A 12,579-nucleotide genomic window follows, 5' to 3' on the forward strand; every position below is an offset into this window, starting at 1 on the left:
GGTTCTTACTTCTCCTCGGTGGTACGGGCGTGGGTCACGGCGGGTTCGTTGCCGCCCAGCAGCAGGTAGAGGACGGCCATCCGGATGGAGACTCCGTTGGTGACCTGCTCGATCACGGTGCAGCGGTCGGAGTCCGCGACCTCGGCGGTGATCTCCATGCCGCGGACCATCGGGCCGGGGTGCATCACGATGGCGTGCCCGGGCATCCGCGCCATGCGGTCGCCGTCGAGGCCGTAGCGGCGCGAGTACTCCCGCTCGGTGGGGAAGAACGCGGCGTTCATCCGCTCGCGCTGGACGCGCAGCATCATCACCGCGTCGGACTTGGTCAGCGTCGAGTCGAGGTCGTACGACACCTCGCAGGGCCAGCTGTCGACGCCGACCGGCAGCAGGGTCGGCGGAGCGACGAGGGTGACCTCGGCTCCGAGGGTGTGCAGCAGGTCGACGTTGGAGCGGGCGACCCTGCTGTGCAGGACGTCGCCGACGATCGTGATGCGCCGGCCGGACAGGTCCTTCCCGAGTCCGGCGTCCCGGCCGACCAGCCGGCGCCGCATGGTGAAGGCGTCGAGGAGGGCCTGGGTGGGGTGCTGGTGGGTGCCGTCGCCCGCGTTGATGACGGCGGCGTCGATCCAGCCGGAGGTGGCCAGGCGGTACGGGGCTCCGGAGGCGCCGTGCCGGATGACCACGGCGTCGACGCCCATGGCCTCCAGGGTCTGGGCGGTGTCCTTCAGGGACTCGCCCTTGGACACGCTGGAGCCCTTGGCGGTGAAGTTGATGACGTCCGCGGACAGGCGCTTCTCCGCGGCCTCGAAGGAGATGCGGGTGCGCGTGGAGTCCTCGAAGAAGAGGTTCACGACGGTCCGGCCGCGCAGGGTCGGGAGTTTCTTGATCGGCCGGTCGGCGACCCGGGCCATCTCCTCGGCGGTGTCGAGGATCAGGACGGCGTCGTCGCGGGTGAGGTCGGCGGCCGAGATGAGATGACGCTGCATCTGTCAGGCTCCGTAAGGCAGTTCAATGAGGCGAAATCGGGCAGACGGGTACGCGCGTGGGCGTGCCGGGCCGGCGCACGCCGTCGGCGTGCGCTCCGCGGTGCTACTGGGCGGTCTGCTTGGCGCCGAGCAGCACGGTGTCGCGACCGTCCTCCTCGGCGAGCAGGACCTTGACCGTCTCCCGCAGCGACGTGGGGAGGTTCTTGCCGACGTAGTCGGCGCGGATGGGCAGTTCGCGGTGGCCGCGGTCGACGAGGACGGCGAGCTGCACCGCGCGGGGGCGCCCGATGTCGTTCAGCGCGTCGAGGGCGGCGCGGATGGTGCGGCCGGAGAAGAGCACGTCGTCGACGAGGACGACCAGTCGGCCGTCGATGCCGTCACCGGGGATCTCGGTGCGGGCCAGCGCACGCGGTGGGTGCATGCGCAGGTCGTCGCGGTACATGGTGATGTCCAGCGAGCCGACCGGGACCTTGCGCTCGGTGATCTGCTCCAGCTTGGCGGCGAGCCGCTGGGCGAGGAAGACGCCTCGGGTCGGGATGCCGAGGAGCACCACGTCGTCGGCGCCCTTGGCGCGTTCGACGATCTCGTGGGCGATGCGGGTCAGTACCCGCGCGATGTCGGGGCCTTCGAGAACGGGCCGCGCATCGGACTGCGTGTTCTGCGTGTCCTGCTTGTCCATGTGACACGGACCTCCTTCTCCGCCTCACGGGACGGATCTTAAAGGACGTCGGATTGCGTCGCTCAGACTATCAGGCCGTGATTCCCGCGGAGCGACACCCTCGATCACTCCAATGGCGTAGCCGATCTTCGCTACCACGGAAGAGTCGGTGTGGACCATTCGGCTTGACGCACGAGAGTAACGCTGCGTAACCTCACAGTGAGTTACCAGCCGCGCGGCATGGAAACCAGCCAGAGCCGCGTCGACACAGTGCCGGGGAGCTATATGTCCAGCGAATACGCCAAACAGCTCGGGGCCAAGCTCCGGGCGATCCGCACCCAGCAGGGCCTTTCCCTCCACGGTGTCGAGGAGAAGTCCCAGGGCCGCTGGAAGGCGGTCGTGGTCGGTTCGTACGAGCGCGGCGACCGCGCCGTGACCGTGCAGCGCCTCGCGGAGCTGGCGGACTTCTACGGGGTCCCGGTGCAGGAGCTGCTGCCGGGTACGACCCCGGGCGGCGCCGCCGAGCCGCCGCCGAAGCTGGTCCTGGACCTGGAGCGGCTGGCCACGGTGCCGGCCGAGAAGGCGGGCCCGCTGCAGCGGTACGCGGCGACGATCCAGTCGCAGCGCGGTGACTACAACGGCAAGGTGCTCTCGATCCGCCAGGACGACCTGCGCACCCTCGCCGTCATCTACGACCAGTCGCCCTCGGTCCTCACCGAACAGCTGATCAACTGGGGCGTCCTGGACGCGGACGCGCGCCGCGCGGTGGCCGCGCACGAGGAGGCGTAACCGCTCCGCGGGTACGCAGAAACGTGCCGCCGGGGTGGCCGGAACCTTACGGGTTCCGGCCACCCCGGCGGCTTTTCCACGCCGTGAGGGCAACGCCCCGAAGGGCGCGGGGCTGTATCGATGTACGGCTCCGCCGCGTGGGCGCGATCGACCACGGACGACGCGCAGCCGTCTGCACGGCCGCGCCCCTACGGCGCACAGGCACAAGAACGCCGGACCGCTTACGCCTCGCGGCGAAGCGACGGCTTCAGCTCCTTGAGCCGGCCCAGCAGCCCGTTCACGAACGAGGGCGACTCGTCCGTCGAGAACTCCTTGGCCAGCTGCACCATCTCGTCGAGGACAACGGCGTCCGGGGTCTCGTCGACCCAGATCAGCTCATAGGCGCCCAGTCGCAGAATGCTGCGGTCGACGACCGGCATCCGGTCGAGCGTCCAGCCGACCGAGTACTGGGCGAGCAGCTCGTCGATGCGCTGCGCGTGCTCCGCGTAGCCCTCGACGAGCTGCATCGTGTACTCGCTCACCGGCGGCTGCCGGGTGTCGGACCGGGCGTGCCGGACCCAGTCGGCGAGGACGGTCAGGACCCCGGCGCCGCGCTGGTCGCCCTCGAAGATGATCTGGAAGGCGCGCTTGCGGGCCGTGTTGCGGGCAGCCACGGTTAGCTGTTCACCCGGCCGAGGTAGTCGCTGGTGCGGGTGTCGACCTTGATCTTCTCACCGGTGGTGATGAAGAGCGGGACCTGGATCTGGTAGCCGGTCTCCAGTGTGGCCGGCTTGGTGCCGCCGGTGGAGCGGTCACCCTGGACGCCCGGCTCGGTCTCCTGGATCGTCAGCTCGACGGCGGCCGGGAGCTCGACGAAGAGCACCTCGCCCTCGTGCTGCGCGACGGTGGCGGTGAAGCCCTCGACGAGGAAGTTGGCGGCGTCGCCGACGGCCTTGCGGTCGACCATGAGCTGGTCGTAGGTCTCCATGTCCATGAAGACGAAGTACTCTCCGTCCATGTAGGAGAACTGCATGTCGCGCTTGTCGACGGTGGCCGTTTCGACCTTGACGCCGGCGTTGAAGGTCTTGTCGACGACCTTGCCGGAGAGCACGTTCTTGAGCTTGGTGCGCACGAAGGCCGGGCCCTTGCCGGGCTTGACGTGCTGGAACTCGACGACGGACCAGAGCTGGCCGCCTTCGAGCTTGAGCACCATGCCGTTCTTGAGGTCGTTCGTGGAAGCCACGGTTGCGGAATCTCCTGGACTGGACTGACGTGGACGACGGCCGGAGTGTGCGCCTGCGCCCAGCGCGGGGCTAGAGCGCGAGCAGCTCCTTGGTCGTGATGGTGAGTAGCTCGGGTCCGCCGTCCGCCTCGGGGCGTACGACGAGCGTGTCATCGATCCGGACTCCGCCCCGGCCCGGGAGGTGAACCCCCGGTTCGACGGTGACCGGCACACAAGCGTCCAGTTTACCCATGGCCGCGGGGGTCAATTGAGGGTCCTCGTCGATTTCGAGTCCTACGCCGTGACCGGTGAGCACGGGGAGCGCCTCGGCGTACCCGGCTGAGTCCAGGACGTGGCGTGCCGCGCGGTCCACGTCACGGCAGGCGGCGCCGGGGGCGAGGGACTCGCGGCCGGCGCGCTGTGCGGAGAAGACCAGGTCGTACAACTCGATCTGCCAGTCCGCGGGAGCCGTGCCGATGACGAACGTACGGCCGATCTCGCAGCGGTAGCCGCGGTAGGTGGCGCCGAGGCAGACGGAGAGGAAGTCGCCCTCCTCGACGCGGCGGTCGGTGGGACGGTGGCCGGGGCGGCCGGCGTTCGGGCCGGTGGCGACGGAGGTGGGGAAGGCGGGGCCGTCGGCGCCGTGGTCGACCAGGCGGCGCTCGAGTTCCAGGGCGAGGTGGCGTTCGGTGCGGCCGACGAGGATGGACTCCAGGAGTTCGCCGAGGGCCTGGTCGGCGATCTCCGCGCCGATGCGGAGGCAGGAGATCTCTTCCTCGTCCTTGACGATGCGGAGCTGTTCGACCGCACAGCCGATGCCGGCGAGGCGGAGGCGGGGGGCGGCGTCGCGGATCGCGTGGTGGCGGGTGACGGTGAGATGGTGCTCCTCGACGGCGAGGGAGTCGACGCCCTGGCCGACGGCGAGGTCGGCGGCCGCGAGGGCGGCGTCGCCGCCGATGCCGGGTACGACGTGCACACGGAGGGCTTCGTCGGGGCGGCTCTGCGGTGAGCGGTCCTCGGGCGGGCCGGCGCAGACCAGCAGGTCCTCGGTCCTGCCCAGCAGCAGCACGGCGCCTTCGGGGGCTGCGCCGGCGAGGTAGCGCACGTTGGCGGGGCGGGACACCAGCGCCGCCGCGCTGCCGCCCGCGTTGCAGCATTCCCGTAGCCGCGTCCGGCGGACCGCGTAGACCTCTGACATTCTTCGAGCGTAGGAGCGGTGGCCGGATGTCGCCGGTCGAACGGGGCCGAGTGGGGGTGCTGCGGGGGCGCGTGCGGTTGCGTCGTGGGGCCGGGGGTGTGGCGGTGCGGCCCTGCGACTGCACCTGCGATACCCGGCTGCGGGCAGTCGTGCCGCCGGGGCGGCACGGGTGGGCGCGGCGGCGCCCCGCGAGCGCGGGGAAGTGACACCCCGGCACCGGTGCTGTCACGACACGGGACGGCTACAGGAGCCTCGCGTTCACCACTGCGGAGGGCTCGCTATCGCGCGGGCCAGGACGTCGTCCAGGATGCGGGCCGTTTCCGGTATGCCCAGCTGGGAGTTGTCGATGATGGGGAGACCCGAGCCGTACCAGCCGGCCATCCGGCCGTGGATACGGGCCACCTCCTCGTCGGTGAGGCGTCGATTGCCGGAACGTTCCGCGTTGCGTTCCAGGACGATGTCCAGGCCGGGGAGGAGGACGACCGGCAGCAGACCGGGGCCGACGTGGCGCTTCCAGCCGCCGAGGCCCACGACCGGCCGGTCGGGGAAGACCGCGTCGTCGAGGATGCACGAGATCCCGTTGGCCAGGAAGTTGCGGGCGGCGAAGCCGCAGGTGCGGCGGGCCAGGCGGTACTGCGCCTCCGAGTGGTCGTTCCACCCGGACTGCGGGTCGGCGAACCCCGAGCGGACCCACTCGCGTACGTCGTCGAGGCTGATGTGGGCCGTCGGGACCTGACGGTGGTCCGCCCAGTACTTGGCCACACTCGTCTTGCCGGCGCCCGCGGGGCCTATGAGCAGCACGGCGATGATCGTGCCGGCCGGGTCGGGGGCCGCGGGAGCCTGCGGTGGCCTGGGCATGGCGACCGGGCCGCCGGGCGGCAGCGATACGTGGCCGGTGGTGTCCGGCGGCGGGGGCATCGAGGCGTGCCGCGGGCCCGCGGGGGGCGGGGTGGGCCCGGGCGGGGGCGCGGGATAGCCCGGTGCCGGAGGAGGCACGGGCACAGGGGCGGGTCCCTGGTGCGCTCCCGGGTGCTGGCCCGGGTGGTGTGCGGCCGGTGACCAGCCGACGGCCGGTCCGTGCCCCGGCTGGTGGGGCGGCGGCAGCGGAGAACCCACTGCGTGCTGCATCCGGTGCCACTCCGTCTCGTACAGGCGATGGGGTGTCGGCAGCGGGGGCGCCCCGCGTGCTACCGAACGGTACCGCCCCCTGCCGTCGTTGTGTGAACGGCCGGGGGCGGTGATGAGTGCCCGGGGCTACTCCCCGACCTCGCCGTACGCGGCGAGCAGCACGGCCGGGTCCGGGCCTTCGAACACCGTGGGCCTGGCGAGGCCGTCGAGGACGATGAAGCGCAGCAGGTCGCCGCGGGACTTCTTGTCGACCTTCATGTTCTCCAGCAGCTTGGGCCACTGGTCGTAGCGGTAGTGCAGGGGGAGGCCGACCGATTCGAGGACCGTGCGGTGACGGTCCGCGGTGGCGTCGTCCAAGCGGCCCGCGAGGCGGCCCAGTTCGGCGGCGAAGTGCATGCCGACGGAGACCGCCGCGCCGTGGCGCCACTTGTAGCGCTCGTTCTTCTCGATGGCGTGGCCGAGGGTGTGGCCGTAGTTCAGGATCTCGCGGAGACCCGATTCCTTCAGGTCGGACGAGACGACCTCCGCCTTGACCCGGATCGAGCGCTCGATCAGTTCCGCGGTGTGCGGGCCCGACGGGGTGCGGGCGGCCCGGGGGTCGGACTCGATGAGGTCCAGGATCACCGGGTCGGCGATGAAGCCGGCCTTGATGACCTCGGCGAGTCCGGAGACGTAGTCGTTGACCGGGAGGGAGTCCAGGGCGGCCAGGTCGCACAGCACGCCGGCGGGCGGGTGGAAGGCGCCCACCAGGTTCTTGCCCTCGGCCGTGTTGATACCGGTCTTGCCGCCCACGGCCGCGTCCACCATGGCGAGCACGGTGGTCGGGATCGCGATCCAGCGGACTCCGCGCAGCCAGGTCGCGGCGACGAATCCGGCCAGGTCGGTGGTGGCGCCGCCGCCCACGCCCACGATGACGTCGGTGCGGGTGAAGCCGGACTGGCCCAGCGCCTTCCAGCAGTAGGCGGCGACCTCGGCGGTCTTGGCCTCCTCCGCGTTGGGCACCTGGACGGCGACCGCCTCGTAGCCCTGGCCGGCCAGGTCGGCACGGAGCGCGTCGCCGGTTTCGGCGAGGGCCTCGGGATGCACGATCGCGACCCGCTTGGCCTTCTCGCCGATCAACCCGCCGAGTTCGCCCAGGAGCTGACGGCCCACCAGGACCTCGTAGGGGTCGGTGCCCGCCGTGCCGCCGATGGCGATCCGCGTCACTGCCTCGCTGCTCATGCGTCCTTCAACTCCAGTGCGTTCAGGGCCGCCTCGGTGACTTCCTCGGGTGTGCGGCCGTCGGTCGGTACGACGGCCGTGGCGGCCTCCTCGTACAGGTGCCGGCGGGCCTCCATCAGCTCGCGCCACTGCTTGCGCGGATTGACCGCGAGGAGGGGGCGGGCGGCGTTGAGACCGGTGCGCTTGACCGCCTCCTCGACGTCCATCGAGAGGTACACGACCCGCTGTCCCGCGAGCAGTGCGCGCGTGTCCGCGTCGAGGATCGCGCCGCCGCCGAGCGCCAGGACGCCCTCGTGCTCGGTGAGCGCGGTGCGCACCGCGCGTTTTTCGACGGCGCGGAAGGCGGGCTCGCCCTCGTCGACGAAGATGTCGGCGATGGTCCTGCCCTCAGCGGTGACGATGTCGTCGTCGGTGTCCCGGTAGCCGACGCCCAGCCGCTCGGCGAGCAGCCGTCCCACGGTGGACTTGCCCACGCCCATCGGGCCGACCAGCACGATGACCGGTGAGCTCATCGGATGGCCAGGTTCTCGAGGTACGACGTCACGTTGCGGCGGGTCTCGGTGACGCTGTCGCCGCCGAACTTCTCCGCGACCGCGTCCGCGAGGACCAGGGCGACCATGGCCTCGGCGACGATGCCGGCGGCCGGCACGGCGCACACGTCGGAACGCTGGTGGTGGGCAGCGGCCTCCTCGCCGGTGACGACGTCCACGGTCTTCAGCGCCCGCGGCACGGTGGCGATCGGCTTCATCGCCGCGCGTACGCGCAGCAGTTCACCGGTGGTGAGGCCGCCCTCGGTGCCGCCGGAGCGGCCCGACGCCCGCTTGATGCCCTCGTCGGTGGCGAGGATCTCGTCGTGCGCCTTCGAGCCGGGGACGCGGGCGAGGTCGAAGCCGTCGCCGACCTCGACGCCCTTGATGGCCTGGATGCCCATGAGGGCGGCGGCCAGGCGGGCGTCCAGGCGGCGGTCCCAGTGGACGTGGGAGCCGAGGCCGACCGGGACACCGTACGCCAGTACCTCGACCACGCCGCCGAGGGTGTCGCCGTCCTTGTGGGCCTGGTCGATCTCGGCGACCATCGCCTTCGAGGCGTCCGCGTCCAGGCAGCGCACCGGGTCCTCGTCCAGCCGCTCCACGTCGGCGGGGGTCGGGTGGACGCCGTACGGCGCCTTGGCCGCGGCCAGCTCGACGACGTGGCTGACGATCTCGATGCCGGCCGTCTCCTTCAGGTACGACCGTGCCACCGCGCCCAGCGCCACGCGGGCCGCGGTCTCGCGGGCCGAGGCGCGCTCCAGGATCGGGCGGGCCTCGTCGAAGCCGTACTTCTGCATGCCGGCCAGGTCGGCGTGGCCGGGGCGGGGACGGGTCAGCGGGGCGTTGCGCGCCAGGCCGGCCAGCACCTCCGGGTCGACCGGGTCGGCCGCCATGACCTGCTCCCACTTCGGCCACTCGGTGTTGCCCACCATGACCGCGACCGGGGAACCCATGGTCAGACCGTGCCGGACGCCGCCGAGGAAGGTGACCTCGTCGCGCTCGAACTTCATCCGGGCGCCGCGGCCGTAGCCCAGCCGCCGCCTCGCGAGGTGGTCCGCCACCATGTCCGTGGTGATCGGCACGCCGGCGGGAAGGCCCTCCAGCGTCGCGACGAGTGCGGGACCGTGCGACTCACCCGCGGTCAGCCAGCGCAACCTGCTCAACGGTGCTCCTCCATGCTCGCGCCCCGGTGGTGCCCTGCGTACACGCCTCTTCGCGTACGGCTGTGGCGTGACAGGGTGCGCGGCCCCGGTCCGCCACCTCCGATCCTCCCATGTCCGGGCCGGGTGTCCGGCCGCCGGTCCATCAGGCGGACGGGCGGGAGCATGGGCCGGGCGGTGGAATGATCAGGCCGGGCCGTCGCCCTGGCGGGGCCGGGGCGCGTGGGCGCCGAGGAAGTCGGCGCCGCTCGGCCGCGGTGCGGAGGCGCCCAGGTGGTCGGCCCCGCTGCCCTGCCGCGGCGGTGCGTACTGGCCCAGGTGGTCCGCGCCGCTGCCCTGACCGTGCTGGGCCGCCGCGTGGATCGGCTGCCCGTTGCGGACGGCTCGACGGTACGCGATCTTGCGTTTGATCTTGACACCCCAGGACGCGACGACGGCGAGCACGATCAGGGCCAGCACCGTGATCTGCACCCAGTCGGGCAGGAAACCCAGCACGGACTCGAATATCTGGGACTTCACCGACGCCAGCGGCATGCCTGCGGACATGGAACGCGCTCCCCTCCCCTGTTCCGCCCCCTGCGGAACCGAGGGTGGATCTTAGCGGGCCCCGAGAGCCCGCTCGCCCGCTTTTCGCATGGCGTCCAGCGGAGCCGGTGAACGCCCCGTCATCTGCTCCACCTGGAGCACGGCTTGGTGCACCAGCAGGTCCAGCCCGCTGACCACGGCGCCCCCGTACGCCGACCAGCGGGCGGCGAGAGCGGTCGGCCACGGGTCGTAGAGCACGTCGAAAAGGGCCACCGGACGCTCCGGAACGGCCCTGGCGAGGGTGTCCGTGACACCGGCCGGGGTGGTGCTGACGACCAGCGGGGCGTGCAGCGCCTGCTCGGCGGCGTCCCAGGCGGCGATGCGCACCGCGACGTCGAGCCGCTCGGCCCACTGCCGCATCTCCGCCGCCCGGGCCTCGCTGCGGACGTAGACCGTGACCTCGCCCGAGCAGATCCGGGCCAGCGCGGCCAGCGCGGAGGAGGCGGTGGCGCCCGCGCCGAGGACGGCGGCGGACTCCACCTTGTCGATGCCGTGCTCGCGCAGGGCGGCGACCATTCCGGGGATGTCGGTGTTGTCGCCGGTCCGGCGGCCGTCCGGCGTGCAGACGACCGTGTTGACCGCCTCGACCGAGGCCGCGGTCTCGCTGATCGAGTCGAGCAGCGGGATCACCGCCCGCTTCAACGGCATGGTCAGCGACAGTCCCGCCCACTCGGTCCCGAGCGTGTCGAAGAAGCCGGGCAGGGACTTCTCGTCGACCTCGAAACGGTCGTACGTCCAGCCTTCCAGGCCCAGCTCGGCGTAGGCGGTGCGGTGCAGCACCGGGGAGAGCGAGTGGGCGATCGGTGAGCCGAGTACGGCGGCCCGGCGGGCGGCGGACATCAGTTGCCCCTCGACGCGTTGAACTTGTCGACGAGCTTCTGGTGCTCCTCGATGGTCTTGGCGAACTCGGTCTTGTTCACGCCGTCCGTGGCGACAAAGTACATCCAGCCGTCGCCCGTCGGGTTCAGCGCGGCCTTCAGCGCCTCCTCGCCCGGGTTGCCGATCGGACCGGGCGGCAGGCCCTTGTTGGTGTACGTGTTGTACGGGTCGGGGTTGCTGTTGATCTCCGACTCGGAGATGTCGATCTCGCTCTGGCCCTTGAGGTAGTTGAAGGTCGAGTCGAACTGAAGTTCCTGGTTCGTCTCGGTGTTGGTGGTCTTGAGGCGGTTGTAGATCACCTCGGACATCTTGCGGAAGTCGTCGTGGGTCTTGCCCTCCGCCTGGACCAGGCTCGCGACCGTCACCAGCTCCCACGGCCCTTCGAGACCGAGGCTCTCGGCCTTCCCCTCGAAGTCCAGCTCCTCGTACTTCTCGGTGGCACGGGCCACCATCTGCTTCAGCACGGACTTGGGTTTCTGGCCCTCGGCGACGGAGTAGCTGGACGGGTAGAGGAAGCCCTCCAGCGGATCCTTGACGTTCTCGTGGTTCACCGCCCAGTCGGGCAGACCCAGGGTCTTCCACTCGGTCTCGGCCACCTCGGCGGTGGTGCCCGCCTTGACGCCGAGGCGTTCGTCGATCGCCTCGTAGATGACGGCGTTGCGCCTGCCTTCCGCGATGATCAGACTGTTACGGCTCTTCGGACTGAGCATCAGTTCGACCGCGCTCGCGGCCGACATCTCCTTCTCCAGCGTGTAGACGCCGTCCTGGATGCTCTTGCCCTGCGGATTGGCGGACTGGGCCGCGACGAAGGCGTCGACGCTCTTGACCACGCCCATCTTCTTGAGCTCCTGGCCGATGGCGTACCCGCCGGAGCCCTTGGGGATGGTGACGGTCACCTGCTCGCCGTTGCCGGCCCCCGCGAAATCCGGGGCGCTGCCGAAACGATCCTGGTAGAACTGGTAGCCGAAGTAGCCGACACCGGCGAGGCCGCCGCCGAAGACCACGACCACCACGAGACAGGCCAGGCCGCTGCGTCGTTTCTTCTCCCTGCCGCCCCGGCCCTGGCGTTCGCCGCGCCCGCGCCGGTCGCCCGGCTCGTCATCGTCGTCGCCGCCACCCGCGAAGAACGCGTGTTCGCCCTGGTCGGGGCCCGGGTCCCAGTCCGTGCTCGGCTCGGGTTCGGCGCTGCGGCGACCGGGTGGTTCCGGCGGCGGGTAGGCGTCGGGGGTGCCGTAGTAGTCGGGCTGCTCCCCGCCGTACGTCCCTGACTGCTGCGCGTACGGGTCCGTCGGACCGGCGGCGTAGGGGTCCTGCGGGTAGGAGCCCGTGGGCCAGCCGTTCTGGTCGTACTGCGGTTGTTGCTGCTGAGGGGCGTACTGCTGCTGGTCGTACTGCTGCTGGTCGTACTGCTGCTGTTGCCGCTGGTCGTACTGCGGGTACTGCTGCCCGTCGTACCCGTGCTGCTCGCCGGTGCCCCAGTCGCCGTACTGCTGCTGCGTCTGCGGCTGCTGCGGATAGTGCTGTGGCTGGCCGCCGTAGGGGGACTGCTGACCCTGCTGGGTCTGCTGTCCGCCCCATCCGCCGTCCCCGTACAACGGGTCGTCCGGATGCCACGGTTCGGAGCCCTGGCCCCGGCCATACTCAGTCATCGATCCCCTAGAGCCGCGAGGCAACGGGCACGCGGCCACCTGAAGACCACGGCTCCCGTCCCGCCTCTCTCCGTGCGGCGGCTGTTCGAACACCGTCCGCATCGCGCGGAACGTTACCGTATCGCGATCAGATGACCACTTCGACGCCCTCGCCGGGTGGTCTGCCTGACACCCGTTCGGATTCCAGTGCCTGCTGGAGGATGATCACAGCGGCGGCCTGGTCGATGACCGAGCGGCCCTTCTTGGACTTGACGCCGGAGGCACGCAGTCCCCGGCTCGCCGTGACCGTGGTCATCCGCTCGTCGACCAGGCGCACCGGGACGGGCGCGATGCCGCGGGCCAGCTCCTGCGCGAAGCCCCTGACCTTGACCGCGGCCGGGCCCTCGCCCCCCTTGAGGGAGCGGGGAAGACCGACCACGACCTCGATCGGCTCGTACTCCTCGACGAGCTGCTTCAGTCGGCGGTGCGCCGCCGGAACATCGCGTCCGGGGACGGTCTCCACCGGAGTGGCGAGGATCCCGTCGGGGTCGCACGAGGCGACCCCGATACGGGCGTCTCCCACGTCGACGGCGAGTCGGCGGCCCCGGCGCAGCGC

At 71.1% G+C, this 12,579-nt stretch carries 14 protein-coding genes; 1 reads left to right on the forward strand and 13 read right to left on the reverse strand.

The window, feature by feature from the left end; all coding sequences use genetic code 11:
• Positions 1-5: 5 nt before the first annotated feature.
• Entirely contained in the window at positions 6-986 is a 981-nt protein-coding gene (locus ACFXAE_RS17560; RefSeq protein ID WP_384714961.1) for an aspartate carbamoyltransferase catalytic subunit, read from the reverse strand.
• 103 nt (positions 987-1,089) lie between these two features.
• Positions 1,090-1,665 (reverse strand): bifunctional pyr operon transcriptional regulator/uracil phosphoribosyltransferase PyrR, encoded by a 576-nt coding sequence (pyrR, locus tag ACFXAE_RS17565; RefSeq protein ID WP_384714964.1) that lies wholly within the window; start codon positions 1,663-1,665, stop codon positions 1,090-1,092.
• Positions 1,666-1,929: 264 nt separating this feature from the next.
• On the opposite strand from pyrR, the gene bldD reads away from it, so the two are divergent.
• A complete protein-coding gene (bldD, locus tag ACFXAE_RS17570) occupies positions 1,930-2,433 on the forward strand; it encodes a transcriptional regulator BldD (RefSeq protein ID WP_030832813.1) in 504 nt (167 codons plus the stop codon).
• Between the two features lie 221 nt (positions 2,434-2,654).
• On the opposite strand, the gene nusB is transcribed toward bldD, so the two are convergent.
• From nusB to ruvX, 11 genes are all read right to left on the reverse strand, one after another.
• Positions 2,655-3,086, reverse strand: coding sequence for a transcription antitermination factor NusB (nusB, locus tag ACFXAE_RS17575; protein ID WP_384714967.1), 432 nt, complete (start codon positions 3,084-3,086; stop codon positions 2,655-2,657).
• 2 nt (positions 3,087-3,088) lie between these two features.
• Positions 3,089-3,655 (reverse strand): elongation factor P, encoded by a 567-nt coding sequence (gene efp / locus ACFXAE_RS17580; RefSeq protein WP_384714970.1) that lies wholly within the window; start codon positions 3,653-3,655, stop codon positions 3,089-3,091.
• 70 nt (positions 3,656-3,725) lie between these two features.
• Positions 3,726-4,832 carry an aminopeptidase P family protein gene (locus ACFXAE_RS17585; RefSeq protein WP_384714973.1) on the reverse strand — a complete coding sequence of 369 codons (1,107 nt, stop codon included), beginning with the start codon at positions 4,830-4,832 and terminating at the stop codon, positions 3,726-3,728.
• 258 nt (positions 4,833-5,090) lie between these two features.
• Positions 5,091-5,960 carry a Pro-rich N-terminal domain-containing protein gene (locus tag ACFXAE_RS17590; RefSeq protein WP_384714975.1) on the reverse strand — a complete coding sequence of 290 codons (870 nt, stop codon included), beginning with the start codon at positions 5,958-5,960 and terminating at the stop codon, positions 5,091-5,093.
• A gap of 126 nt (positions 5,961-6,086) precedes the next feature.
• The gene (aroB, locus tag ACFXAE_RS17595; RefSeq protein WP_384714978.1) at positions 6,087-7,181 is read right to left on the reverse strand and encodes a 3-dehydroquinate synthase; all 1,095 of its coding nucleotides are present in this window, start codon (positions 7,179-7,181) and stop codon (positions 6,087-6,089) included.
• The gene (locus ACFXAE_RS17600) at positions 7,178-7,693 is read right to left on the reverse strand and encodes a shikimate kinase (protein ID WP_384714981.1); all 516 of its coding nucleotides are present in this window, start codon (positions 7,691-7,693) and stop codon (positions 7,178-7,180) included. Before ACFXAE_RS17600 ends, aroB begins: the two co-directional genes overlap by 4 nt.
• Positions 7,690-8,874, reverse strand: a complete 1,185-nt coding sequence (gene aroC / locus ACFXAE_RS17605; RefSeq protein WP_384714984.1) for a chorismate synthase — start codon at positions 8,872-8,874, stop codon at positions 7,690-7,692. Before aroC ends, ACFXAE_RS17600 begins: the two co-directional genes overlap by 4 nt.
• A 183-nt stretch (positions 8,875-9,057) precedes the next feature.
• On the reverse strand, positions 9,058-9,417 hold the full coding sequence (locus tag ACFXAE_RS17610; protein WP_384714987.1) for a hypothetical protein: 360 nt from the start codon (positions 9,415-9,417) through the stop codon (positions 9,058-9,060).
• 51 nt (positions 9,418-9,468) lie between these two features.
• A complete protein-coding gene (locus ACFXAE_RS17615; RefSeq protein WP_384714990.1) occupies positions 9,469-10,296 on the reverse strand; it encodes a shikimate dehydrogenase in 828 nt (275 codons plus the stop codon).
• Positions 10,296-11,984: an endolytic transglycosylase MltG gene (mltG, locus tag ACFXAE_RS17620; protein WP_384714993.1), complete on the reverse strand. Its 1,689-nt coding sequence runs from the start codon at positions 11,982-11,984 to the stop codon at positions 10,296-10,298. Before mltG ends, ACFXAE_RS17615 begins: the two co-directional genes overlap by 1 nt.
• Positions 11,985-12,111: 127 nt before the next feature.
• Positions 12,112-12,576, reverse strand: a complete 465-nt coding sequence (gene ruvX, locus ACFXAE_RS17625; protein ID WP_384715122.1) for a Holliday junction resolvase RuvX — start codon at positions 12,574-12,576, stop codon at positions 12,112-12,114.
• Positions 12,577-12,579 lie beyond the last annotated feature (3 nt).

Origin of the sequence: Streptomyces sp. NPDC059454, from assembly GCF_042749965.1 — a bacterium.
Taxonomy (GTDB): Bacteria; Actinomycetota; Actinomycetes; order Streptomycetales; family Streptomycetaceae; genus Streptomyces.